This is a genomic window from Pseudomonas sp. AF32 (assembly GCF_022342325.2).
GTDB classification, from domain to species: Bacteria; Pseudomonadota; Gammaproteobacteria; order Pseudomonadales; family Pseudomonadaceae; genus Aquipseudomonas; species Aquipseudomonas uvaldensis.
Genome location: NZ_RQJK02000006.1, coordinates 24,368 through 48,828, shown reverse-complemented (window position 1 = coordinate 48,828; position 24,461 = coordinate 24,368). Strand labels below are relative to the sequence as shown.

Below are 24,461 nucleotides of genomic sequence, written 5' to 3'. Positions count from 1 at the left end.
CGGCCATGCTCCTCAGCGGTTCTGCTCGGGGTTCCATTGGCTGTAGCGTTGGCCTCGCAGGAACTGCCACAGGCCCAGGCTCATGCCCGTCATTGTCACCAGCACGAACGCGGCCAGACGAAAGGGCCGGGGCAATCGATGACGCCGGTCCAACAGGCCGATCATCGCCATGGCATAGCCGAACAGTTGTCCCGCCAGGGTCAGGCGATAGAACGGATGGTCGTCCCACAGCCAGGCGTTGCTGAGCAACAGCGGCAGCAGTAGCACGGGTGCCAGGCGTCGGATCAGCTTGTGGCTGATCAGTGCGGTGGCGTAGAGCCCATGACGCAGCGGGTTGAGCAGCGCCCGGCGATGGGCCAGGCTCAGCAGGCCGCCGACGGTGACCCGCTGGCGCCGACGAAACTGCTTGTCGGCCTCGTCCACGCCCTGGTCGATTACCCGCGCCTGAGGCACGTAGACGATGGACTTGCCGGCTGCCGGCGCGCAGGTACTGAGGAAGAAATCGTCGTTGACCTGAGCCGGTATGGGCTCGAACAGTCCCCGACGCAAGGCCAACAGCGCGCCGTCGGCCGAGACCATGCAGCCGGCGCGACTTTCCACCCGGCGCAGCCAGCCCTCGTAATGACGGTACAGACTGTCGCCAAGGCTCAGGCCTGCGCCCGGTATCGGGATTTCCATGTGGCCGGCGCAGGCGCCGACTTCCGGATCGCCCAGCGGCGCCAGCAAATGGCGGAGGGTGTCGTAGGACCATTGGTTGTCGGCATCGGTGAACACCAGGATTTCGCCGCTGCTGTGGGCCACGCCGGCATTGAGGGCGGCGGCCTTGCCCTGGCGTGGCAGGTCGAGCACGCTGATGCGCGGATCGACAACCCGGTGCGCGCGGGCCACGGTGTCGTCGGTGGAGCCGTCGCTGACGAGGATGATTCGCAGCGAATGCGCCCGATAATCCTGGGCCAGCAAGGTGCGCAGCTTGTCTTCGATGTGCCGTGCTTCGTTGTGGGCGGCGATGACGATGCTGACGTCCATCGGCAATGCCCGGCCGTAGTGGCGCACTGGAAACAGTGGCACCAGCAGGCTCAACATCAGCGGATAGCCGAGGTAGGCGTACACCGGCAGCAACAGGCAGGTCCAGTAGATGAGTTCAGCCACGGGCAGGTCTCCTGGCGTTCCAATGAAACAGATTGAGCAACAATGCGGCGCCGGTGAGGTGCAGGCGTATGCCATGCAGGGCCCATAGCTGCAGCGTCAGGCGCAGGTCGCGGCGGCTCTGGCGCAGGCTGAGCAGCAGCGCCGGCAACGAGCAGACCAGCAGGATCATCAATGCCAGGCGCAGCTGGCCCTGTAGCAGGGCGACCAGCGCCAGCAGATCCAGCCCCCAGATGCCGATGGACAGGGCCGGGAAACGCAGCAGGCGCAGACTCGGACCGTGGCTGCGCAGCAACTGCACGTGACTGCCCTGGCGCCACAATTCCTTGCGCATCCACTCGCGCCAACTGCCTTCATAGCCCCAGTGCAGGGCCACGCTTTCGTTGACCAGCAACAACTGCGCGCCGGCCTGGCGCAGGCGCAAGGAGAAATCCTTGTCCTCGCCGGTGCGCAGGGTTTCATCGAAACCATCGACCCGCTCGAACCACGAACGACGCATCAACAGGTTGGCACTGGGCAGCCACTGCACGCGATGCAGGCGATGGGCACCGGGGCGTTGGCTGCGGCGCTGCCAGGCTTCGGCAAACCATGGCGCCTGGCGTGGGGTGTCCAGGTCCAGTCCCAGCACATCGCCCTGGCGGCCTTCCAATTCCACCAGCGACGTGAGCCAGTTGGCGGGCATCTCGATGTCAGCGTCGATGAACGCCAGCCACTCGCCGCTGGCAACAGCGGCACCGCGATTACGTAGCGCGCCGATGTGCACGCCGGGCACGATCAACACGCGCGCGCCCAGCTCGTTGGCGATGCGCGGGCCGTGGTCGTCGGAGCCGTTGTCCACCACGATCAATTCGCACTCCAGCGCTGCCTGGCGAGCCGCTTCCCGGGCTGCCGACAGCGTACGCCCGATGTGCCGGGCTTCGTTGTACATCGGGATCACGATGCTGACCCAGCTCATGCGAGCGCTTCCCGTGGCGTGGTCTGCTCGGCCTCGTGGCGCAACACACTGGTCAGCGCGAGCATGATCCACAGCAGCTTATGGTTCGGGGCGCTGAGGAACATCAGGAACAGCGTCAGCGCCAGGAAACTCGTGCCCAGGTGCGTCAGCAGGTCCGCCTGCGCCCAGTCCCGGCGCGCCAGCCAGAGCCGGCGGGCGTGCCACAGGTTGTACAGGCCCAGGCCAAGCATGCCGACGAACATCAATCCGCCCGGAATGCCAATTTCGCTGAAGATCTCCAGATAGGTGTTATGGGCCCGGCGATACAGGTCACCGAGCTTGCGGTTGGCCGAGAACGCCTTGGCGTAGCCGGTGGGCGCGTAATGCAACGGGAAGGTGCCCGGGCCGGAGCCCAGCACGGGGTTCTCCCGGATCATCTGGCTGCCGACGACGATGTACGAGGCGCGGCGACCCAGGGATTCGTCCTGGTGGGCGCGGGCGCCGTTACTGAGGATGCTCAATGACTGGATGCGTGCCATGTAACCGTCCGGCATCACGGCGATTGCCACGGGTATCAGAATGGCCAGTCCGAGCATGGCGAACCCCAGGTGTCGTGGGCGGACGCGTGGCAATTGTGCGCGATAGTGGTAGAGGCCGATCATCAGGCTGAGCATCAACACCACCAGCCCCGAGCGCGACTCGGTCTTGGTCATGCCCCCCAGCAACAGGATGAAGCAGCCGCCCCAGAACAAACGATGCAGCAGGCTCGGGCCGCGCATCACCAGCAGCAACGCCAGGGGCACGGTAAAGGCGATCAGCAAGGCAAAGACGTTCGGGTCTGACAGCAGCCCCGAGGCGCGACCCTGTTCCTGGTACCTGGCGGAGAACATCGCCATCACGCAGGTCGTGGCAACGCTCAGGGTCACCAGCCGGCAGAACAGGTCCAGGTTCAGTTCGCGGCCAATCAACAGTGTTATCACGAACAGGACCAGACCCACCCCCAGGTCGCGAAAATGCGTCAGGGACAGGTCCATGTTCTCCGACAGCAACAGGCTCAGGCCGTACAGCACCATGAAACCGACCAGTGGCCGCCAAATATTGCTGCGCAGGCGCGTCTCCGGAATCTGGCGCAGGACCAATTGCAGCATCAGGATCAGCATCAGCGCCAGGCCGAGGAACTTGGTGCCGGAAAAGGCGCTGTCCTTGAACAGCCCTTCGAACGGCACCAGTGCGGCGATGCCCAGCAAGCCCCAACCGGGCTTGCGGTACAGCACGGCGACACCCACCAGACCCAGCACTGCGCCGGGCGCCAGGTACGGATAGGGGCTGGCCAGCAACGCCAGGCAAACCAGGCCCAGCAGGCTGACAATCGAAAGCGGGACAATCATGAGCGAGTCTCCCGTGCCGTGCGGACGTAGAGCTGCGACCAGCGTTCGGCCAGCATGCGCAGGTCATAGCGGTCCTGTTGGGTACGACGGGCGTTGTCAGCAAGAATCCGGGCCAATGGCGGCTCGCTGTACAACGTTTCGATCTGTCGGGCCAGTTCGGCGCTGTCGGCGGGCGTGGCGAGCAGGCCGTTGTGGCGGTCCTGCAGGACGTCGGGAATGCCGCCAACGCTGAAGGCCACCACCGGCACGCCGGCCTGCATCGCTTCGAGCAGAATCATCGGTGTGCCTTCGGTGCGTGAACTGATCACCAGGGCGTCGAGGCGACTCCACCAGGCATTCATGTCGGTCTGATAGCCCGGCAGCTCGATGCGTTTGGGCAGGCCGGCGTCGGTGATGCGCCTGAGCAGGGCCTGGCGTTCCGGGCCGTCGCCGAGCATCACGGCGTGCAATGACGGGTGTCGCTGGCACAGAGGGATCATCGCGTCGAGGAACAGGTCCGGGCCTTTCTCGATGCTCAAGCGGCCCACATAGCCGACCCGCCAGCGCTGCCTGTCGTCGCGGTGAGCCAGCGGCGCCGTGACGGCCGGCAGTCCGTTGGGAATCACGTCGAGCTTTTCCGCCCGGACGCTGGCCTCGCGGTGCAGCGTGGCGATGCTTTCGGCCACGCAGACCACTCGCTTGACCGAGGCGGTGCGACACAGTTGCAAACTCAACCAGGTGTAGAAGCGCTGCTTGGGACTGCGCGGCGTGAACCCGTGCTGGGTGATCACCAGCGGCAGGCGCAACAGCGTGGCGGCGGCCCAGCCGAACAACAGCCCCTTGAAATTGTGGGTGTTGAGCAGCGGTTGTTCGCTGCGCCGTTGGCGCAGATGCTGCAGCAGCTCGCCCCAGGACCCGCATTGGAGGCAATCGACACCGGCCTGGCGAAAGCGCGTGATCAAGGTCGGCGGCGCCGCCAGAAACACGACCTGGTGCTGCCCCGGTGTGGCCAGGCAATGATCGAGCAGCATCCGCTCGGCCCCGTAGAAGCCGCCGCTGTCGAGCAAATGAATGATCGGCAGGGGGCTACTGCGATGGGCCGGCGCAAAGGGCGCGTTCAATTGCGCACCCAATGGACGAGGCTGGGCAGGCTCCAGTTGCGATGCGGATTGATCGGGTCGGGGGATTGCTCGTTGATCACCAGCAGCACGGGCACGTCCAGTTGCTGGCTGATTTGTGCCGGATGTTTGAACCGATGGTCGAAGAACTCACGCACATAGACCAGGGCGATGGCCAACAGCAGTCCACTGAACAGACCGAAGGCAATGATCAGCGCCGGTTTCGGGAAGGCCGGGGCGGTCGGTTCGAACGGTGGGCTCAGCACACGGGCGTTGGACAGGTCGTTGTCCAGCGAGCGGGCGGTGCTGGCCTCGGCAAACCGCTGGGCGTAAGTGGAGAACGCTGCATGCAGGGCGTTGATCTCGGTGTCCATTTGCTGCAGCTTGGTCTGGGTTGTCTGCAACTGATGGATGCGCTCCTTGAAGGAGGCGATACGCTCCTGCTTCTGGTTGATCACTGAGCTGACCACCGCCAGGTCAGTGGTACGTTCCTGGATCCGGTTGCTCACCACTTTCAGGAATTGCTGGCGGGTCCGCACGATCTGCTCCCGGGCCAGCAGCATCGGTTCGCTGCCGGGCTGGAAGATCGCCAGGTCATTCATGTAGCGGCTGACCTGGCCGGTCAGTTGCTCACCCAGTTGCTTGATTTCCCGGTCTTCGAAGGCAATGTTGTCCACGGTGGTGGTGAAGGTGAACGGGAACGTGTAGTCGTTGAACCGCGAGCTGTTCGCCGACGCCAGGCTGGTCTTGAGGTAATCGAGCCAGCGTTGGCTTTGCAGCAGGCGATCCTGGTACAGGTTCAGGGCCTGTTCTTCGGTGTTGATGGCGTTCAGGCGGAACGTAATTTCCTCCTTGGGATCGGCCGAGCCGATTTTCTCCAGCAAGGCCAACCGGTTGCCTTCCAGGCCGTCGAGGCGTGTCTGATATTGGGTTCTCTTCTGTTCATAGAAGGTTTGAGGCAGCTCGATCGATTGCAGGTCCTGGCGGCTGCTGAGGTAGTTTTGCAGCAGTTGCGCGACGAACCGGGTGCCCTCGGCCGGATCGCCGAAGCTGTAAGTGATGGAGATCACGTTAGAGCCGGGCAGGGTTTCGATCTTCAGGTTTTCGATGGCGTCGTCGGTGAGCGTGTCGAGCACGGTGTCGCGCACCGGGTCGACTTCCAGACCCAAGCCATCACGCAACGGGTTGACCACGAATTCGCGCAGTGGCGTGGTGATGTAGCGTTTGAACGGCTCGCTCACCCATTTGTTGAAAATGCCTGGGCTGGGGGTGTACTCGCCACGGTCGCGCAGGGTGCTGATGGTCTGCCGGATCAGGGCCGGCGAGCGCAGGATATTGCTCTCGGTTTCCATATCCGCCAGGGACGGTGGAATGAACGTAGCGTTTTCCTGGTTCAGCGATGTGGTGGCATCGCCCTGGGAGAGTTTTTTCGACTGCACGATCACCTGGGCGGTGATATCGAAGCTCTGCTTGAGCATCAGTGGCAGCGCCAGGGCGATCACGGCGAAAATCAGGAAAATGCGCTTCACCCACTGCTTGTTGGCGAAGAAGATCCTGAAGAATTCGTGCAGATAGTTTTCCTTGGGATTCATGATCGGTCACCTGCGATTCAGTTGTCGCTGCCTTTGTTGTCGACGCGGTAGCCGAAGCTGAACCCCACGCCCTGGAACAGCACCACGTCGGCCAGTTGCCTGGCCAGTTCGCCGGCGCTGGCCAGCTTGGTCTTGGGCACGTAGAGCATGTCCTCCGGTTGCAGGTAGGCGATTTGGCTCGCATCCCCGCTCAGGGCTTTTTCCACGTCGTAGTGGCGGGCTTCGACCTGATTACCGTTACGGCGCATGATCACCACCGAATCGAGACGTGCCTTGACGTTCGTTCCGCGGGCCAGGGTCAGCGCCTCCAGCACCGAGATCGGACGGCGGATCGGGTAGGAGCCGGGCTGGGCCACTTCACCGAGGACGTAGATCTCGTTGCCAGCGGTGGACTTGAGCAGCACATCGACGGTCATGTGCCCCGGCAGTTGGGCATAACGCTCATTGAGGAAGGTTTCCAGCTGATTGACCGTCATGCCCTGCAGAGGCACCGAGCCGATTTCCGGAAAGCTTGCATAGCCGTCCCGACCCACGGTGATTTCCCGGCTCATGCCGGTACCGGGGTGGGTCAGGGTGTTCTTGAGGTTGACCTCGCTGGTCAGCGGGTTGGTCACCATCACCGTCAACTGGTTGCGATTGGGCTGGAACAGCATTTTCTGGTCATAGGCACGCTGCACCGCCAGGCGGGCTTCGTCGGTGGTCAGCCCGGCAATCTTCACCGACGTGTTGGCCCCCGGCAGTTCGATCGTGCCGTCGGGCATCACCAGTTGCGAACCATTGAGCTGGCTGGCAGCGGTGAAGTTCAGCGCAACCTGGTCGCCCGGTTGTACGCGATAGGCCTGGGTGCCGGTGGTGCCGATGTGGAAAATCACATCCAGCACGTCCTGGGGCCGCAGGGTCTGTTCAACCTTGGGCATGTCGGTGGCCTGGGCATTGGCCGGCGGGGCCGTGAGGATCTGCACCGGCATCGAGCGGGTATCGGAAGTGCTGGAGCAACCGGCCAGCGGCAGCAACAGCAGGACAAGCATTCTGGCGTTCATCTCGTCATCCTTCTGCACGCTTAAAGGTTGTTGTAGAGCCATTTGGGCATGTAGTACTTGCGGCGGTTGAAGACGCTGCCCACGACTTTCGCGCCGGCCTGGGCCAGGCGCTGGCGGGCGGCCTGGGCCACCTCCCAACGGGTGTCCTCACCGCGGACCACCAGCACCACACCGTCGACCTGGGCACTCATGACCAGGGTGTCGGTGGCCGAATACACCGCGTCGGCGTCGATCACCACGAAGCGGTACTGCGCCGCCAGGTGCCTGAACAAATGGCGCAGTTGCTCGGGGTTCAGGCGTTCGGCACTGCGTCCAAGGCGGCCGAGGGGCAGCACATCGAACGGCAGGCTGGACACCTGCACCACGCAGTCCTGCAGCAAGGGCGGGGCCAGGGTGTTGAACAGCAGATCGCTGAAGCCGCGCTCCTTGTGCAGCGACAGTTGCTGACTGAGGTTGCGAGGGGATTGGCTGGCATCCACCAGCAGCACGCGCCCGCTGCTCATCTGCGCCAGTTGAGCCGCCAGCGCCATGGCACTGGTGCTGGTTCCGGTGCCGGTGTTGGCGGCCGTCAGAAGCAGGATCCGCAAGGAAGGATCGAGCACGGTCGAGGTCAGGTTGGTCTCGCTCGGGCTTGCGATGGTCAGGATATTCGTTGAACCGTCCATTTAACTCGCTCCGTGGCCGCTGAACACTTTGAAGGGGGTAATCATCAGGATCTTCAAATCCAGCAACAGGCTCTGCTCGGCGATGTAGCTGAGATCCAGTTCCACGCGCTGGTCGAAGTCGATATTGCTGCGTCCGGAGATCTGCCAGAGACCGGTGAGGCCGGGGTAGATGCTCAGACGAGCGAGATGGTTGTCCTTGTAGCGATAGGCGTTGAACGAGGTCGGCCGTGGGCCCACCAGACGCATGTCGCCGGTCACTACATTGATGAGGTTCGGCAGTTCGTCGAGGCTGCTGCGACGCAGGAACCGGCCGATGGGGGTGACGCGCGGATCGTTGTCGATCTTGAAGTCGATGGCGTCGGCACCGTGCTTGTTGAGGTGGCGCAGCGACTCTTTGAGGGCCTCGGCGTCAGCGATCATGGTGCGGAACTTGTACATGCCGAAGACACGGCCGCGGTAGCCGGTGCGTTTTTGCACGAACAGCACCGGGCCGCGGCTGGAAACCTTGACCAGCACCGCCAGGCCAAGCAACAACGGGCATAACAGTACCAGCAGGGTCAGCGCGCCGAGGCAGGCCACCACCCGATTGGTCCGCGAGACGCTCCAGGGCCGCCCGCCAGGGCGGCCGGTCAGCCAGCCACGGCCCTGCCGGTGGATGGCGGCGTCCATGCGCCGACGATGCTCGGGGTCGACACGTTTGTCATCGGGGGCGATGAGAATGGCTTGCTCATGTTGGGTCATAGACTCCTCCGCTGAAGTTCGGCCACAACGGGCGCATGGGCAACAGGCAGCGTGTAGTAATCGAGGAACCACCGGACGAAGCGGCCCAGGCCTTCGTCCAGTTCGATGCCAGGCTGGAAACCGGTGGCCTGCGCCAGGTCGCTGGCATCGGCGCAGGTGTTGAGCACGTCCCCCGCCTGCAAGGGCAGCAGTTCGATGCGGGCGGTTCGGCCCAGGTGTTTTTCCAGCAGTGCGACATAGGTGCGCAGCGTCACCGGGTGCTGCCCGCCAATGTTGTAGATCCGCCAGGGAGCCCGGCTGGTGGCCGGGTCCGGTTGCGCGTGATCCCACTGGGGAGTGACGTGGGGGGGATGTGCAATCAGCCGGGAGATGCTTTCGATGATGTCGTCGATGTAGGTGAAATCGCGCTGATGCTCACCGTGGTTGAACAGTTTCAGCACCTGGCCCTCGGCAATGGCGCGGGCGAACTGGATCGGCGACATGTCCGGCCGCCCCCAGGGACCATAGACGGTAAAAAAGCGCAGGCCTGTGCAGGGAATGCCGAACAGATGGCTGTAGCTGTGGGCCATCAGCTCGTTGGCCTTTTTGCTCGCCGCGTACAGCGACAGCGGGTGGTCCACGCCGTCCTGCACCGAACAAGGCGTGCGCTCGTTGGCGCCGTATACCGAACTGGACGAGGCGTAAATCAGGTGCTTGACCGGGTAGCGCCGGCAGTTTTCAAGGATGTTAAGGAAGCCGGTGATGTTGCTGTCGACGTACGCCTGGGGGTGCTCCAGGGAATAACGCACGCCGGCCTGGGCGGCGAGGTGGATGACCACCTCCGGGCGGCGGTGCTGGAACAATGCGTCGATGCCGGCGGCGTCCGTCAGGTCCACCCGGGCCAGGGGAAACTCGCCGGCCTCGTCTTTTATCCAGGCCACGCGGTCATGCTTGAGCTGCGGGTCGTAGTAGTCATTGAAGTTGTCCAGCCCGCATACCCGATGGCCGTCGCGCATCAGCCGCAGCACGCAATGGGCGCCGATGAACCCGGCCGCGCCGGTCACCAGGATATTCATGCTTGCGGCCCCGTGGTCGGCGCTGCGTGCCTGAGGCCGATGCCGCGATACAGCAGGCCGGCGGCAGCCAGTTGGTCAGGGTTGTACAGGTTGCGGCCATCGATGATGACGCGGGCGCGCAACTTGCTGGCCAGCAGGTCGAAATCCACGACGCGGAAGTTCTTCCATTCGGTGCAGATCACCAGGGCGTCGGCGTCTTCCAGGGTGTCGTCACGGGTGGCGCACAGGTTCAGGTCCTTGCGATAGCCGTACAGACGCCGGCATTCGGCCATGGCTTCCGGGTCATAGGCCTGGACCCGGGCGCCTTCGTGCCACAGTGCTTCCATCAGGTAGCGGCTGGGCGCCTCACGCATGTCATCGGTGTTGGGTTTGAACGCCAGCCCCCAAATGGCAATCGACTTGCCCGCCAGTCCGTCGGGAAACTGCTGGGCGAGCTTCTCGAACAGGATGTGCCGCTGGCGGTCATTGACGTCCGTAACACTGCGCAGCAGACGCAGGGGCATGCCGCTCTGTTCGGCGGTGTGCAGCAAGGCGCGCAGGTCCTTGGGGAAGCAGGAGCCGCCGAAACCGCAACCGGGATAAATGAAGTGATAGCCGATGCGTGGGTCCGAACCGATGCCTTTGCGCACCGCTTCGATGTCGGCGCCCAGGCGCTCGGTGAGGTTGGCCAGTTCGTTCATGAAACTGATGCGCGTGGCGAGCATGGCGTTGGCGGCGTACTTGGTCAGCTCCGCACTGCGGTTGTCCATGAACATCAGCTTTTCGTGGTTGCGGCAGAAGGGCGCGTAGAGTTCGCTCATCTGATCGCGGGCCAGCGGGTCGGCGGTGCCGATGATGATGCGATCCGGCCGCATGCAATCGGCCAGGGCGCTGCCTTCCTTGAGAAATTCGGGATTGGACACCACGCGCACGTTGAGTGTTTTCAGGCCGCGTCGGGCCAGGGCCTGGCGGGCGCATTCGGCGACTTTGTCGGCCGTGCCCACCGGCACCGTGGACTTGATGATCAGGGTGCGGTCGCTGTCCATGAAATCGGCGATTTGCCGGGTGACCGCCAGCACATGGCTCAGGTCGGCCGAGCCGTCTTCATCGGAGGGGGTACCCACGGCGATGAAAATCAGTTCGCCGTGATTGACCGCGTCACTGGCCTGGGAGCTGAACGACAAGCGACCGGCCTTGATGGTGTCCTCAAGTAACCCGGACAGCCCCGGTTCGCTGATGGGAGGCACTGCTTGTTGCAGTTGCCGGATCTTGTTCGGGTCAATGTCGATGCACAACACACGGTGCCCGACGTCGGCCAGCGCTGCCGCCTGAATCAGCCCAACGTACCCCGTTCCAAATACGCTCACGTCCATCTTTGGCGCGCCTCGTAACCCGGATGATGTAACTCGGATGAAACTGTTAGAAGGGGGTATAGCGCAGCCTCGCAAAAGCGTGTCAGCAAAATGACAGTTGTCACTGTTGGCAAAACTCGAAAGAGTCGGGCCTTTTGATATCAAGTTATTGACTGTCTTGAGAAAGTGCCGGTTTTAAAGGCTGATACGGGGTTTTAAGAAAGCGATGAACGGTATTTATCCATAGTTTTTCATGTTTTTTGGCGTCTTTAGGTGTCATTTTTGGGGTAACTATTTTTTGACGCGCTTGCCGTTCGTCTCCTTTCTTGCGCTTTGAAACACCGCTGCTAGTGTGCAGGAACGGACCCCCTTTCCGAGGCCGAGGAAGACATGGCGCGATACCTCAAGGAGCTGTTGCTGGTGCTGTACCTGATCCGGGGGTATGACTATTACCTGGACCGTCTGGCGGTGCTGGGTATTGGCCTGGCGACGGTGCTGTTCGCCTTGATGTTCGTGGCGTTGGTGGTGGCGCTGTGGATGACTGCGTACATTCGCCAGACCCTGGTGCGGCATCTGTTCGCGTTGGCGATGTTCGCGTCGGCGGTGTTCTTCGAGGCGTACACGCGGGTGACCGACAGCTACCTCACCTACAGCCAGTTCGTGTCGCTGGTGTATTCCGGTGGCTTTATCCAGGAAGCGGCCTGGCAATACCGCGAGGTGATTGTCAGGGCGGTGGCGGCGGGCTTGTTGCTATTGCTGGGCATCGGTCTCAAGCCGCGACACCGGCTGTCGCTGCCCGGCTACCTGCCCCTCACCGCGCCCGTATTGGGTGTGCTGTTGCTCAGTGCCGTGCTGTTCATGCGGGCGGGCGAAGGCGCCCGTGGCTTGCCAACGATGTACACACCGCTGGCCTATCTGAACCTGTTCGTCTACGAGACTTTGCACAACACCGTCGGCCCCAGGGCGCCGGTGCGTCTGGTGCGGCGAACGCCGGAGATCGCCAACGATATCGTGCTGATCATCGACGAAAGCATTTCAGGCAATTACCTGGACATCAACACCCCGTCGGGCGTACCCACCGGGTTGAAGACACCGCCGCCCGGTGTCGATATTTTCAACTACGGCTACGCGGCCTCCATCGCCAATTGCAGTGCCGACACCAATGTCACCCTGCGCTACGGCGGCACCCGCGCCGACTACATGCGCATCAACAGCACGCAGCCATCGATCTGGCAGTACGCCAAGGCCGCAGGGCTGCGCACCGTCTACATCGATGCCCAACGCACCGGTGGCAACCTGCAGAATCTGATGACCGATCTTGAGAAAAAGGACATCGATGAATTTGTCCAGTTCGACCAGACACGGGTACGAGACCGCGACATGGCGGCCGCGGATAAATTGATCGGGCTGCTGGGCAATGATCGGCCCGAGCTGATCTTGATCAACAAGGTGGGGGCGCACTTTCCAGTGCATGACAAATACCCCGACGACTTCATGAACTACCGACCGGCGTTACCGCGGGGGCAGTTCCAGGAGGTGGCGGATACGGGGCGGCGTGACGGCTTCAACGGTCAGGAGAATGATTGGGCGCTGTATCGCAATGCCTACCAGAACACCTTGTTGTGGAATGTCGGCGAGTTTTTCCGACGGATTTTCCAGAAGGCCAACCTGGACAATGCCGTGCTGATCTACACCTCTGATCACGGCCAGGACCTGCATGAGCGTGGCAACCCCGGCCTCAACACCCACTGCGGCGGCGACCCCGTGGAGGAGGAGGGCCTGGTGCCGCTGGTGGTGATCCAGGGCAGTCAGTTGGACACCCTCGATTGGCGCCGGATGCTGGCGCAGAACAAGGACCGCTCCAGCCATTACAACCTCTTCCCGACCCTGTTGCAGTTGATGGGGTATGAGCAGGCAGGGGTCGAGGCGATGTATGGAAGATCCTTGAACCAACCGACCGAAGATGACTTCACCTTCAACTACCGCTTCAACGCCCGTTTGGGCGCGAAGCCTGCGTGGAAACACATCGACCTGGGCAGCATCGTCACACCAAAGCCGGCCCGGACTGAAATGGCGGCGGGGCCTTGAACGACACAGGAGCAAAGCTTGGTCCCAGGGGGGCATCGCTGTTGTGTCCACCACCCATCCCCTGTGAGAGCGAGCCTGCTCGCGATAGCGGTGGGCCAGCTTGCGTCGATGCCGAATGTGCTGACGCCTCCTTCCCCGACTCCGCTATCCTGACCCCACGTTTATCCATTGAGCTTCTTCATGCTTGAAGTCCGCGATGTGTTCAAAAGCTACGCCACGCCCCAAGGTCCATTGCCGGTGCTGCAAGGCATCGACCTGACCCTGTCCGCCGGCAGCAGCCTGGCGCTGATGGGGGAGTCGGGCAGTGGCAAGAGCACATTGCTGCACCTGGTAGCGGGGCTGGACAAGGTGGATGGCGGTAGCATTCGCAGCGGCGACTATCGCCTCGATGGCATGAACGAAAGCCAATTGGCGAACTGGCGCCGCACGGAAATCGGTCTGGTGTTCCAGCAGTTCAACCTCATCAACAGTTTGTCGGTTGAGGACAACCTGGCGTTCCAGGCGCGGCTGTGCGGGCGTCATGACGTGAGCTGGCAGGCGCATCTGGTGCAACGACTGGGTTTGCAGGATTTGCTGCGGCGCTACCCCGAGCAACTGTCCGGCGGACAGCAACAGCGCGTCGCGCTGGGGAGGGCACTGGCTTCACGGCCGCCACTGTTGCTGGCCGACGAACCCACCGGCAGCCTCGATGAGGTCACCAGCGATGAGGTGCTGCACTTGCTCCTGGAACTGCTGGACGGCAGCTCTACCAGCCTGCTGATGGTCACCCACAGCCCTCGGGTGGCGGCGCGCCTGGCTCATCGGGTGGTGTTGCAGGGCGGACGGTTGGCGCAGGTGATTCAGGGGTGATGATCCTTCGCCAGACCCTCAAGGCCTTGCTCAGCCACTGGCGTCAGCATCCGGTGCAGTTTTTCAGCGTGCTGACCGGACTCTGGCTCGCCACCAGCCTGCTCACCGGTGTCCAGGCCCTCAACAGTCAGGCGCGGGACAGCTATGCACGGGCCAGCCAGGTCATTGGTGGCGAGCCCCAGGCCAGCCTCAATGCTCCCGGTGGCGGGACCTTTCCCCAGCAATGGTTCGTCGACTTGCGTCGTGAGGGTTGGCCGGTGTCGCCGGTATTGCAAGGCCGGGTCGTGCTCGACGGCCATGAGGAACAGCGCCTGCAATTGATGGGCATCGATCCGGTGTCGTTGCCGCCCGGTGCGGCCGTGGCGGGGCAGGCCCGGGACATGGGCGAAGTGGTGGCGTTCTTTACCGAGCCCGGTCGTACCTGGATCGCTCCACAAACCCTGCAGAGCCTGGGATTGGCGGAAGGTGACCAGCCCCGAACCACTGACGGACGCCTGCTCCCCCCGCTGCACACCCAGGAGAACATGGCGCCGGGTGTCTTGCTGATGGACATCGGGTTTGCCCAGCCAGTGTTGGGTTTGCCAGACCAGCTGTCGCGGTTGCTGTTGCCCGCCACGTTCCGCGCCGAGCTGCCGGAAGCATTCAATGGCCGGTTGCAGCTCAAGCACGCCGATGAAGAAAACAACCTGTCGCGCCTGACCGAGAGCTTCCACCTGAACCTCGATGCCCTGGGTTTCCTTTCCTTTGTGGTGGGACTGTTTATCGTCCACGCCGCCATCGGCCTGGCCCTGGAGCAGCGCCGTGGCTTGCTGAGAACCCTGCGGGCCTGCGGAGTCAGCGCCCGCCTGCTGATCACCGGCCTGGCCCTGGAGTTGGGCGCGCTGGCCTTGTTGGGTGGGATCGCCGGCGTACTCAGCGGCTATTGGCTGGCGAGCCTGTTGTTGCCTGACGTTGCGGCGAGCCTGCGAGGCTTGTACGGCGCCGAAGTGGCCGGACAACTGAGCCTCAGCCCGGCGTGGTGGCTTAGCGGTGTGGGCCTGAGCCTGCTCGGTGCGTTGTTGGCCGGGGCCGACAGTTTGCTGCGGGCGGCGCGCCTGCCGCTCTTGGCCCTGGCCAACCCCCAGGCCTGGCACCAGGCTCATGCGCGATGGCTCAGGCGCCAAGGCGGGGTGGCGACACTGGCTGCGCTGCTGGCGGTGTCGGCGCTGATCTGGGGCGACAGCCTGGCCAGCGGTTTCGTGCTGATGGCGGGCCTGTTACTGGGCGCTGCCCTGGCCCTGCCAGTGTTGCTCAACGGCGCATTGAACCTGCTGTTGCGGCGTAGTCGTTCGGTGCTCGGCCAGTGGTTTATCGCGGATTGCCGCCAGCAATTGCCGACGTTGAGCCTGGCGTTGATGGCCTTGCTGTTGGCATTGGCGGCGAACATCGGTGCTGGCAGCATGACCTCCGGTTTCCGCCAGACGTTCAGCGACTGGCTCGAACAGCGGCTGACCGCCGAGCTGTACATCAGTCCCCAGACCCCTGCCCAGGCCGGTGAGATGCAGGCTTGGCTCAAGCAGCAACCGGCTATCACCGCCGTTCTGCCCAACTGGCAGGTATCGATCCCGTTGCAAGGCTGGCCGGCGGACCTTTTCGGCATTATCGATCACCCCACCTATCGCCAGCATTGGCCGTTGCTGGCATCCGCCGGCGATAAACCCTGGGAACAACTGGCGGCTGGCGACACGCTGATGCTCAGCGAACAATTGGCCCGACGCCTCAAGGTGGGCATAGGCGACCGATTGACGCTTGCGACGCCACAAGGGCCGTGGACACCCCGAATCGTCGGTATCTACGCCGACTATGGCAATCCCAAGGGCCATATGCTGGTCAATGCCGACCACTTGCTGGCGCACTGGCCGCAGCTGACACCCTACCGCTTCAACCTGCGCATCGAGCCGGCGGCGATTGGGGCGTTTTTGACGGCCTTGCAAGGTCGGTTCAGCCTGGACGACAGTCGGATCGTCGACCAGGCGCGGCTCAAGGGCTGGTCGACCCAGGTCTTCGAACGCACTTTCGCCGCCACTGCCGCGCTGAATGGCCTGACGCTGGCCGTGGCCGGGGTGGCGTTGTTCATCAGTCTGCTGACCCAGAGCCAGAGCCGCCTCGGCCAGTTGGCGCCGCTATGGGCATTGGGCGTCACACGTCGGCAATTGATGTTGCTCAACCTCGGCCAGACCTGGCTGCTGGCGCTGCTGACACTGGTGCTGGCCTTGCCGTTGGGCATCGCCCTGGCCTGGTGCCTGGACGCGGTGATCAACGTGCAGGCGTTCGGCTGGCGTCTGCCGCTGCGGGTGTTTCCGCTGCAATTGACACAGTTGCTGGCCCTGGCGATGTTCGCCACGCTGCTCGCATCGGCCTGGCCGTTGTATGCGCTGTATCGCACGCAACCGGCGGATTTGCTCAGGAGCTTTGCCCATGAAGACTAAGTCTTGTACGAAACGTCGTGCACACATGTTTCGTACAGACATCGGAGCCGGTCTGTTGCTACTGGTCGTGCTCACGGGGTGCGATAACGCCCAGCCGCCGGAAAAAGGTTTTGCCGGTCTCGGCGACCAGGCTGTCGCCTTCACGCCGGTCGTGCCGGGACGGGTATTCAGTTTCCCGGCCGACCATGGCGCCCATGAGGGGTTTCGCATCGAGTGGTGGTACGTCACGGCCAACCTCAAGGATGCCCAAGGCCGCGATTTCGGTGTGCAATGGACGTTGTTTCGCAGCGCTCTGGACGCAGCGCCCCAAGCCGGCGGCTGGCGCAACCAGACCCTCTGGCTCGGGCACGCGGCGGTCACTTCCAGCAGCGTCCACCATGCGGTGGAACGCTATGCGCGAGGCGGAGTAGGGCAGGCCGGCGTTCGGAGCGTACCGTTCGAGGCCTGGATCGACGATTGGCGCTTCGGCACCCAGGCTTCGGAAGCCGATCCATTGGCGGACATGCAACTGAAAGCCCGCGGGCCGAACTTCGGTTATGCGCTACGGCTCACATCGACCCGCCCACTGGTGTTGCAGGGCGACAAGGGTTTCAGTCAGAAATCCGAAGAAGGCCAGGCGTCCTATTACTACAGCCAGCCCTTTTTTCAGGCCAGCGGGCAGCTCGAAATCGATGGCCAGCGCTATCAGGTCAGTGGCCCGGCCTGGCTCGATCGTGAGTGGAGCAGCCAGCCGCTGACCGCCAACCAGACCGGATGGGACTGGTTTTCCCTGCACCTGGACAGTGGCGAGCATGTGATGCTTTATCGCATGCGCCACAAAGAAGGAGCGCCGTACCTCACGGGCAGCTGGATCGATGCCCGGGGCCAGTCGCACACCCTGCACGCCGGGGAAATCCAGCTGGCGCCCTTGGACACCGCCAAGGTTGCCGGGCGTCCGATGCCGGTGCGCTGGTCGATCAGGATTCCCGGCAAGCAGCTCGATCTCACCACCCGCGCCCTGAACCCCAACGCCTGGATGAACCTGCGCATTCCCTACTGGGAGGGGCCGATTCAATTGAGCGGCAGCCATGGCGGCAACGGTTACCTGGAAATGACCGGTTACTGAGAATCACCGGAACTCCCCACGAAGGCCAGCCCTCATACCTTTATGAATGGCAGACACGACACCTTCGGGAGCCCGTCATGAACGATGACCTCAAACCGCCGTCGTTGGCCGATTGGCAGCGACTGTTCGACGACAAGGCCTACTGGCAGCAGTCCCCCGATGCGCATTTCAGCGAGTTGATGCGAGTGGCCAATGACCTGTTCGGCCAAGGGGCTGTCGACTTGGCGCAGTGGCAAGACCTCAAGGCCCGCGCCGAGCAACTGCACCAACGCTCGCCGGATGCCAACGTTGCCGAAGAAGTCGCCGATCCCGAAGCCTGAGCAGATAGGAGATCTCATGAAGCATACGACGCAGAACCCCGACGAGCCGGCGATGCCCGGTGAAGTGGAGCGCGATAACGACGCGTTGCGCCCCAATGACCCGGCCAAACGCAAACAGCAACAGGGCGAGCCCGGCGCGGGAGACACCGATGCGCAGAAAACCGGACGGCACGATCCAGGGCGTCGCCCGCAATAAATCCGATTCGATACCTGCGCTTCCAACTTGGCAGGATCAGGCAATAGTTGAATGGATTTGTACTGAGTCTGCTTATTTGTATAACTGTTGTATAACAAAAGAGAAAAAGTCTGTGGATGGGCAAACAAGTTAAATAATTATTTAAGCGAACGCCCGGACATCTTTCCGGAGTTCCTCTATTATTAGGCCCGTTCGCCCAGTGTCTGGCTCTTTACCAGTGCATGGAATGCCGAGGCCGTCGCACTGGGCGAACACCGTCCGGATTTCTTTTTTGTTTATTGTTATTGCACATCGGCCAGCGTGACTGGCCGATGCGGGGCCGGTTGTTTAACCCGCCACCGGCGAGCGCCAGTCATCGGAGCCCGAAGTACCGCTGACTTCGTGGGTCCAGGTAATCTTGCGGTAGGTAAAGTGCACATCCTCCAAGTGAGTGAAGTGCGCGTTCGCCGGGTCCTGGCAGTTGAGCATGTAGTCCTTGATGTCGACGATGATCGCGTCTTCCAGTGTGGTGGTGTAGTAGTGCTCCTGGGTACCGGCCGCGGACGTGCGATACCACTGGATTTCGACTTTGGTCAGGCGCTCGCCGCAGGTCAGGGCTGCCAGCAGCAATGGCGAGGCCTTGTCGAAGACCTTGGTGATGACCAGGGGCTTGTGTACGCGCTGGCCAGTGGGCTGACCGGACTGAGGATCACGCGGGATGATGACCTGATGCTGGAAGCCCTGCACCATGACCTGGTCTTCATGACCTTCCTGATAGGTGTTGCCCACCGAATCGGCAGTAAACGCGCCGGCGGTGATCAGGCCTTGCTTGGTGCCTTCGATGGACATATACGCGGGGGTAGCCAATGGATGCTCTCCTAGCTGGATAACGAAAGGGCCTCGGGAAGACATCTTTCCGAGGTGGCCTGAGCGTTATCAAGAGCTATGCCATATAGCTAAAATCTTTATATTTCAATGATTTACGTTTTTGTTGAGAGGCCGTTAACGGTTTTTTCACCCAATCAGGCCATGGCGTGCGCAACGGCTTGCGCAGTGCCGCGCAATTCATTGCGCAGGCCACGGCGGACGGGGCGGACCGGCGAGTTGAGCTGTTCCGTGGTCAAAGAAGTGCGCAGCTTTCTGCCCGCGTCGATTGTTCGCCCCGCCAATGTGTTCATACGCCCAGTGCAGCCTTGCACTCGTCGATGGAACGCTGTTGCGTCTCGGCATACAGGCGCAGCTCATCGATCGTTGCGCGTCCCAGGGCCTTTTCGAAGGCTTGGCGATTGGACTGGCCGGCATAGTGGCTCTGGGCATCATCGCCGAGGTTCGACTGGAAGATCCCGGCGGCGCTGACCGGCAGGAAATCTTCGTACACCAACGGCTCGGCGCGCAGGTATTGCTGCTCGACCAAGTGTTCAAGTGGCGTCGACTGCTCAAGCGTCCCCTTGGCGGCCAGGCCTTTTGGCGTCACAAAGTAGCGGAAGTACGCCAGTGCCTGCCGGCGCAGCTCCTCCTGATTGTCCGGGAACTGGACAAAGTGTTCGGCCATCAGCGTGTTGTAACGCTCGGCATTGGCCTCATTGGGAAACGCCCCCAGGGCGTCCCGCGCCGCGTTCAGCAACTGGTCATAGAGAGCACGGCCCTTGGGTGTGAGGGCGGCGCCCCGTTGTTCGATCTCACCGAAGCGGGCACTGTGGCTGCCCTGGGGCTGGTCGGTGAAGGCAACCGGTTCGTCCAGCGCCTTGAAACTGGTCTGGCGCAGCAGGATCGGACACTGTCGACGGGGTGGGCCTTCGATAACGGCCTTGGGGGTGATGCCATGGACGGGCATCTGTGCCTGGACGATGTCGATGTCCAGGGTACGGGGTGTCAGGTGGTTGATGTGCGGGCCCTTGAACGCGACTACGTCGGCGATCAAGCGATGTTGGGCGCTGAGTTGCCGGTACTGGTTGGCCGTGACGGTCGCGTTGTGGTGCCAGCGAAACGTTTCCAGGGCCTGCGAGACGAAATCTTCGGCCTGTGGTTCCGTCAGGCCACCCTGGCGTTCGGAGAGGTCGATGAGTTGAAGCGCCTGTGGGGTGAAAATCTGCCGTTTATCCAGCACCGCCTGGGCAAAGGCCCGCAGCTCGGAATCTTCGATCAGTTCCAGGCGCAGCAACGAGGTGAACACCCGGAACGGGCTGATTTGCAACGCGGCTTCATGCACGGCACGGAACGCGGTGGAGTGCACCGGTACCCCGGCTGGCGTCAGGTCGTAATAGCCCACCGGCTGCATGCCCATGACGGCGAACAGTCGGCACAGGGTCGCCAGCTCCGCGGCGGTGCCGACGCGGATCGCACCATGGCGCTCCAGGTCCAGGCGCTGGCGCTCGCCGGTGCTGTCCAAATGCTCGGCCAGCTGCGGATCATTGAGCAACACCTGGGCATTGGTCTGCTCCACCAGGTTCATCAGCGCGCCGTACAACGGCACCTCGTCGCGGTACATGTCGGACATCGCCCTGGAGAAGCGTTGGCGGATCAGGTCGGGACTGACGAAGCTCATGTGAAAGTTCCTGGTTCGGCTGTGAAAATGAGGAGGGGAAGTGCAACGAAAGATCGCAGCCTTCATCGGCCCTCGCAAACGAAGAATCTTCAGGACTTCATTCTGCCAGCGACTGATCCACCAGTTCGATCCAGTGCCGCACGGGTGTGCGACCGGCGCTATCGAGGTGGCTCTGGCACCCGACGTTGGCAGTGACGATCAATTCCGGCTGGCCGCTTTCCAGCGCATTGAGGCGGTTGTCCCGCAGTTGTCGCGCCAGGGCCGGTTGGGTCAGGGAGTAAGTGCCGGCCGAGCCGCAGCACAGATGGCCGTCGGGCACGTCGGTGAGATTGAAACCCAGCCGCGTCAGCAGGGCCTCTACGGCGCCGCCGAGTTTCTGCCCATGCTGCAACGTGCAGGGGCAATGAACCGCAATGCGTTGGTTCCTGGCGGCACAGATGTGCTCCAGTGGTTCGTTGCCGAGCACTTGTACCAGGTCCAGGGCCCGTTCGCTCACCCGCTTCGCCTTGGCGGCGTAGGCGGGGTCGTGTGCCAACAGGTGTCCGTAATCCTTGATGAAGGCACCACAGCCGCTGGCAGTCTGGACGATGGCTTCGACGCCGTTGTCCAGGTGCGGCCACCAGGCATCGATGTTGCGCCGGGCGCGCTCCAGTCCGGCTGCCTGTGCATCCAGGTGGTAATCCAGCGCTCCGCAGCAGCCGGCCTCGGCGCAAGGGATGACACTGATGCCGAGACGGTCCAGCACGCGGGCGGCGGCCGCATTGGTGTTGGGCGACAGACCCGGTTGTACGCAGCCTTCGAGCATCAGAACCTTGCGGGCATGGTGCGGGGCGGGGCGCGCGGTGATCGCCGCTGAGGCCTGGGGCAACTTGGTGGCCAGATTCGTCGGCAACCATGGCCTGAACACCGTGCCCAGGCGCAGCAAGGCCTTGAAACGCTCGGGGCTGGCGGCCAGGCCTCGCAGCCCCAGGCGCAGTGCCCGTTGGCTGGCCGGGCGCGGTACGGCTCGATCCACCACCGCCCGCCCGATGTCCAGCAGGTTGTGATAATCGACGCCGGACGGGCAGGTGCTCTCGCAGTTGCGACACGACAGGCAGCGATCCAGGTGCAATTGGGTGCTGGCGGTGGCCGGTTGGCCTTCGAGCACTTGCTTGATCAGGTAGATGCGCCCGCGTGGGCCATCCAGTTCATCGCCCAGCAATTGGTAGGTGGGGCAGGTGGCATTGCAAAAGCCGCAATGCACGCAACTGCGCAGGATCCGTTCGGCTTCTTCGGCGCGGGGCAGTTGTCTGGCTTCGTCGCTGAAACGGATTTGCATTAGAACTCCGGGTACATCCGGCCGGGGTTGAACAGCCCGAGTGGATCGAGCCGGGCCTTGAGCTGGCGATGGTAGCGCAGCAGCGCCGGCGCCAGCGGCTGGAATGGCGTGTCGGTGACGCCATGACTGTAGCAGGTGGCATGGCCGCCCACTTCATGGGCCAAGGCTTGCAGGGTCTTGGCGTCGGTTTTCAACCAGCGTTGCGCGCCGGCCCAATCGATCAGTTGCGTACCCGGCAGGTCGAGCGGGCCGACGTGGTTGGGCAGCGACAGACGCCACAGGGGCTGGCCTTCATCGAAGAACGTCAGGCGATGTTCATTCAGGTCCGACCAATATTGGCCGTCGATCACTTCACCGCCGAACCGCTGGCGAGCCGCGTTGACGGAGCCTTCGCCACCTTCGAGGCGCAGATCAAGGCAATCGCCGTCATGACAGGCAGCACTGATGGGCAAAGGCTGGCGACCCCATTCGGCGAGTTTCCCCAATGCTTCGGCGCTGGTCATTTCCAGGCGGATGCTCAGGCTGTGACGGGGCTTGGGCAGTACTTTGAGGGACACTTCGGTGATCACCCCAAGGCACCCGAAGCTGCCGGCCAGCAGGCGTGACAGGTCGTACCCGGCAACGTTTTTCCTCACCTCGCCGCCAAACCGCAACAGCGTGCCGTGGCCGCTGATCATGCGGGTGCCGAGGACGAAGTCGCGCACCGAGCCGGCCCAGGGGCGGCGTGGGCCCGACAGCCCAGTGGCGATCATCCCGCCGACGGTGGCGTCGTCGCTGAACGCCGGTGGTTCGCACGGCAAATGCTGCCCGGCGGCGTCCAGGGTCGCGAGCAGTTCCCGCAGCGGCGTGCCGGCGCGGGCGGTGATGACCAATTCCGTGGGGTCGTAGTGGACGATGCCCCGATGTTCGCGGGTATCGAGCACCTCGCCGGCCACCTCCCGCCCCAGGAAGGCCTTGCTATTGGAACCCTGGATGCGCAGCGGCGTGGCGTTGGCCCGGGCGCGGTTGACCTGTTCCAGGAGCCGGTCGCTGGCGTCGCGGTCGAGATCGAGGCTGCCGCTCATCAGAAACGCTCCAGTTCAGGAAAAGGCAATTGCCCGCCATGGATGTGCATCGCACCGAACTCGGCGCAGCGGTGCAGGGTGGGAATGTTTTTGCCGGGATTCAGCAGCCCGTCAGGATCGAAAGCTGTTTTTACGGCGCGGAACAGGTTCAGCTCATCGCTGTTGAACTGGGCACACATCTGGTTGATCTTTTCCCGGCCCACGCCATGTTCACCGGTGATACTGCCACCCACCTGAACACACAGTTCCAGGATCTTGCCCCCCAGGGATTCGGCGCGCTCCAGCTCGCCGGGCTGGTTGGCGTCGAACAGGATCAGCGGGTGCATGTTGCCATCGCCGGCATGAAACACGTTGGCGACGCGCAGACCATACTCGGCGCCAAGACTGGCAATGCGCTGCAACACTTCGGGCAGGGCGCGACGGGGAATGGTGCCGTCCATGCAGTAGTAGTCCGGCGCCAGGCGACCCACCGCCGGAAAGGCGTTCTTGCGGCCTGCCCAGAACCGCAGGCGTTCGGCCTCGTCCTGCGCCTGACGCACCTCGATGGCGCCAGCCTGTTGCAACACCTGGCGGACCCGTTCGCAGTCGTCCTGGACATCGGCCTCGACCCCGTCCAGTTCGCATAACAGGATGGCCTCGGCGTCCACCGGGTAACCGGCGTGGATGAAATCCTCGGCGGCGCGGATCGCCAGGTTGTCCATCATTTCCAGGCCGCCGGGGATGATGCCGGCGCCGATGATCTCGGCCACCGCCCGCCCGGCCTTGTCCACCGAATTGAAACTGGCCAGCAGCACCCTGGCGACCTGGGGCCGTGGCAGCAGTTTGACCGTGACTTCGGTGATCACGCCGAGCAGGCCTTCGGAGCCCGTGAACAGAGCCAGCAGGTCCAGGCCCGGCGAGTCCAGCGCCTCGCTGCCCAGGACCAGGCGTTCGCCTTCCATGGTGAGCACTTCCAGCTGCAGCACGTTGTGCACCGTCAGCCCATATTTCAGGCAATGCACGCCACCGGCATTTTCCGCGACGTTCCCACCGATGGAGCAGGCGATCTGCGAGGACGGATCCGGCGCGTAGTACAGCCCGAACGGCGCCGCCGCCTGGGAGATCGCCAGGTTACGAACGCCGGGTTGCAGGCGCGCGGTGTGGGCGTCGGGATCGATGTGCAGGATCTGGTTGAAACGCGCCATGACCAGCAGCACGCCGCTTTCCAGGGGCAGGGCACCGCCGGACAAACCGGTCCCGGCGCCCCGGGCCACCACCGGAACGTGGTGTTCATGGCACAGCCTGAGCAACGCCTGCACCTGTTCGACTCGCCGTGGCAACACCACCAGCATCGGCGTGGTTCGGTAGGCCGAGAGCCCGTCGCATTCGTAGGGCTTGAGGTCTTCCAGACGATGGAGGATCTCCAGGTTCGGGATCCCGGCCCGCATGGCCGTGAGCAGGGCCTGTTTGTCCACCTTGGGCAGAGGGCCGTCGAGGTGTTCGTCGTAGAGGATGTTCATATGTGTTCCTCGGCAGATGATGAGCCGTGGCGAGGGAGCAT

General features: G+C 63.1%; 21 protein-coding genes. 6 read left to right on the top strand and 15 right to left on the bottom strand.

Translation table 11 applies throughout. The annotated features are described in order from the left end of the window. Positions 1-12: 12 nt before the first annotated feature. Genes EGM97_RS07665 through EGM97_RS07620 form a run of 10 tightly spaced genes read right to left on the bottom strand, consistent with a single transcriptional unit; the run spans position 13 to position 11,010 of the window. Positions 13-1,149 (bottom strand): glycosyltransferase family 2 protein, encoded by a 1,137-nt coding sequence (locus EGM97_RS07665; RefSeq protein ID WP_238965095.1) that lies wholly within the window; start codon positions 1,147-1,149, stop codon positions 13-15. Beyond that, a complete protein-coding gene (locus tag EGM97_RS07660; protein ID WP_238965094.1) occupies positions 1,142-2,101 on the bottom strand; it encodes a glycosyltransferase in 960 nt (319 codons plus the stop codon). The genes EGM97_RS07665 and EGM97_RS07660 overlap by 8 nt, the downstream gene beginning before the upstream one ends. Next, a complete protein-coding gene (locus tag EGM97_RS07655) occupies positions 2,098-3,468 on the bottom strand; it encodes an O-antigen ligase family protein (RefSeq protein ID WP_238965093.1) in 1,371 nt (456 codons plus the stop codon). Before EGM97_RS07655 ends, EGM97_RS07660 begins: the two co-directional genes overlap by 4 nt. Continuing rightward, positions 3,465-4,568 carry a glycosyltransferase family 4 protein gene (locus tag EGM97_RS07650; protein ID WP_238965092.1) on the bottom strand — a complete coding sequence of 368 codons (1,104 nt, stop codon included), beginning with the start codon at positions 4,566-4,568 and terminating at the stop codon, positions 3,465-3,467. Before EGM97_RS07650 ends, EGM97_RS07655 begins: the two co-directional genes overlap by 4 nt. Next, positions 4,565-6,157 (bottom strand): GumC family protein, encoded by a 1,593-nt coding sequence (locus EGM97_RS07645; protein WP_238965091.1) that lies wholly within the window; start codon positions 6,155-6,157, stop codon positions 4,565-4,567. The genes EGM97_RS07650 and EGM97_RS07645 overlap by 4 nt, the downstream gene beginning before the upstream one ends. A 17-nt stretch (positions 6,158-6,174) precedes the next feature. Then, the gene (locus tag EGM97_RS07640; protein ID WP_238965090.1) at positions 6,175-7,197 is read right to left on the bottom strand and encodes a polysaccharide biosynthesis/export family protein; all 1,023 of its coding nucleotides are present in this window, start codon (positions 7,195-7,197) and stop codon (positions 6,175-6,177) included. 20 nt (positions 7,198-7,217) lie between these two features. Next, positions 7,218-7,862, bottom strand: coding sequence for a CpsD/CapB family tyrosine-protein kinase (locus EGM97_RS07635; protein ID WP_238965089.1), 645 nt, complete (start codon positions 7,860-7,862; stop codon positions 7,218-7,220). Beyond that, a complete protein-coding gene (locus tag EGM97_RS07630; RefSeq protein ID WP_238965088.1) occupies positions 7,863-8,603 on the bottom strand; it encodes a sugar transferase in 741 nt (246 codons plus the stop codon). It lies immediately after the preceding gene. Continuing rightward, positions 8,600-9,658 carry an NAD-dependent epimerase gene (locus EGM97_RS07625; protein WP_238965087.1) on the bottom strand — a complete coding sequence of 353 codons (1,059 nt, stop codon included), beginning with the start codon at positions 9,656-9,658 and terminating at the stop codon, positions 8,600-8,602. Before EGM97_RS07625 ends, EGM97_RS07630 begins: the two co-directional genes overlap by 4 nt. Further along, entirely contained in the window at positions 9,655-11,010 is a 1,356-nt protein-coding gene (locus tag EGM97_RS07620; RefSeq protein WP_238965086.1) for a UDP-glucose dehydrogenase family protein, read from the bottom strand. The genes EGM97_RS07625 and EGM97_RS07620 overlap by 4 nt, the downstream gene beginning before the upstream one ends. A 369-nt stretch (positions 11,011-11,379) precedes the next feature. On the opposite strand from EGM97_RS07620, the gene EGM97_RS07615 reads away from it, so the two are divergent. The 6 genes from EGM97_RS07615 to EGM97_RS07590 all read left to right on the top strand — a co-directional run bounded on the left by EGM97_RS07615 (position 11,380) and on the right by EGM97_RS07590 (position 18,015). Beyond that, entirely contained in the window at positions 11,380-13,077 is a 1,698-nt protein-coding gene (locus EGM97_RS07615; RefSeq protein ID WP_238965085.1) for a sulfatase-like hydrolase/transferase, read from the top strand. Positions 13,078-13,257: 180 nt separating this feature from the next. Next, positions 13,258-13,926 (top strand): ABC transporter ATP-binding protein, encoded by a 669-nt coding sequence (locus EGM97_RS07610; RefSeq protein WP_238965084.1) that lies wholly within the window; start codon positions 13,258-13,260, stop codon positions 13,924-13,926. Then, entirely contained in the window at positions 13,926-16,394 is a 2,469-nt protein-coding gene (locus tag EGM97_RS07605) for an FtsX-like permease family protein (protein WP_275300779.1), read from the top strand. Before EGM97_RS07610 ends, EGM97_RS07605 begins: the two co-directional genes overlap by 1 nt. A 25-nt stretch (positions 16,395-16,419) precedes the next feature. Next, entirely contained in the window at positions 16,420-17,499 is a 1,080-nt protein-coding gene (locus EGM97_RS07600) for a lipocalin-like domain-containing protein (RefSeq protein ID WP_238965236.1), read from the top strand. 77 nt (positions 17,500-17,576) lie between these two features. Next, the gene (locus EGM97_RS07595; protein ID WP_238965082.1) at positions 17,577-17,819 is read left to right on the top strand and encodes a hypothetical protein; all 243 of its coding nucleotides are present in this window, start codon (positions 17,577-17,579) and stop codon (positions 17,817-17,819) included. A gap of 16 nt (positions 17,820-17,835) precedes the next feature. Then, a complete protein-coding gene (locus tag EGM97_RS07590; protein WP_238965081.1) occupies positions 17,836-18,015 on the top strand; it encodes a hypothetical protein in 180 nt (59 codons plus the stop codon). A gap of 327 nt (positions 18,016-18,342) precedes the next feature. On the opposite strand, the gene EGM97_RS07585 is transcribed toward EGM97_RS07590, so the two are convergent. The 5 genes from EGM97_RS07585 to glcD form a co-directional block, all read right to left on the bottom strand. Then, entirely contained in the window at positions 18,343-18,861 is a 519-nt protein-coding gene (locus tag EGM97_RS07585) for an Hcp family type VI secretion system effector (RefSeq protein WP_041022074.1), read from the bottom strand. 307 nt (positions 18,862-19,168) lie between these two features. Then, positions 19,169-20,539, bottom strand: coding sequence for a 2-oxoadipate dioxygenase/decarboxylase HglS (gene hglS / locus EGM97_RS07580; RefSeq protein WP_238965080.1), 1,371 nt, complete (start codon positions 20,537-20,539; stop codon positions 19,169-19,171). A 97-nt stretch (positions 20,540-20,636) separates the two neighbouring features. Beyond that, on the bottom strand, positions 20,637-21,857 hold the full coding sequence (gene glcF / locus EGM97_RS07575; RefSeq protein ID WP_238965079.1) for a glycolate oxidase subunit GlcF: 1,221 nt from the start codon (positions 21,855-21,857) through the stop codon (positions 20,637-20,639). After that, positions 21,857-22,921: a glycolate oxidase subunit GlcE gene (glcE, locus tag EGM97_RS07570; protein WP_238965078.1), complete on the bottom strand. Its 1,065-nt coding sequence runs from the start codon at positions 22,919-22,921 to the stop codon at positions 21,857-21,859. Before glcE ends, glcF begins: the two co-directional genes overlap by 1 nt. Beyond that, on the bottom strand, positions 22,921-24,420 hold the full coding sequence (gene glcD, locus EGM97_RS07565) for a glycolate oxidase subunit GlcD (RefSeq protein WP_238965077.1): 1,500 nt from the start codon (positions 24,418-24,420) through the stop codon (positions 22,921-22,923). Before glcD ends, glcE begins: the two co-directional genes overlap by 1 nt. Between the last annotated feature and the right edge of the window lie 41 nt (positions 24,421-24,461).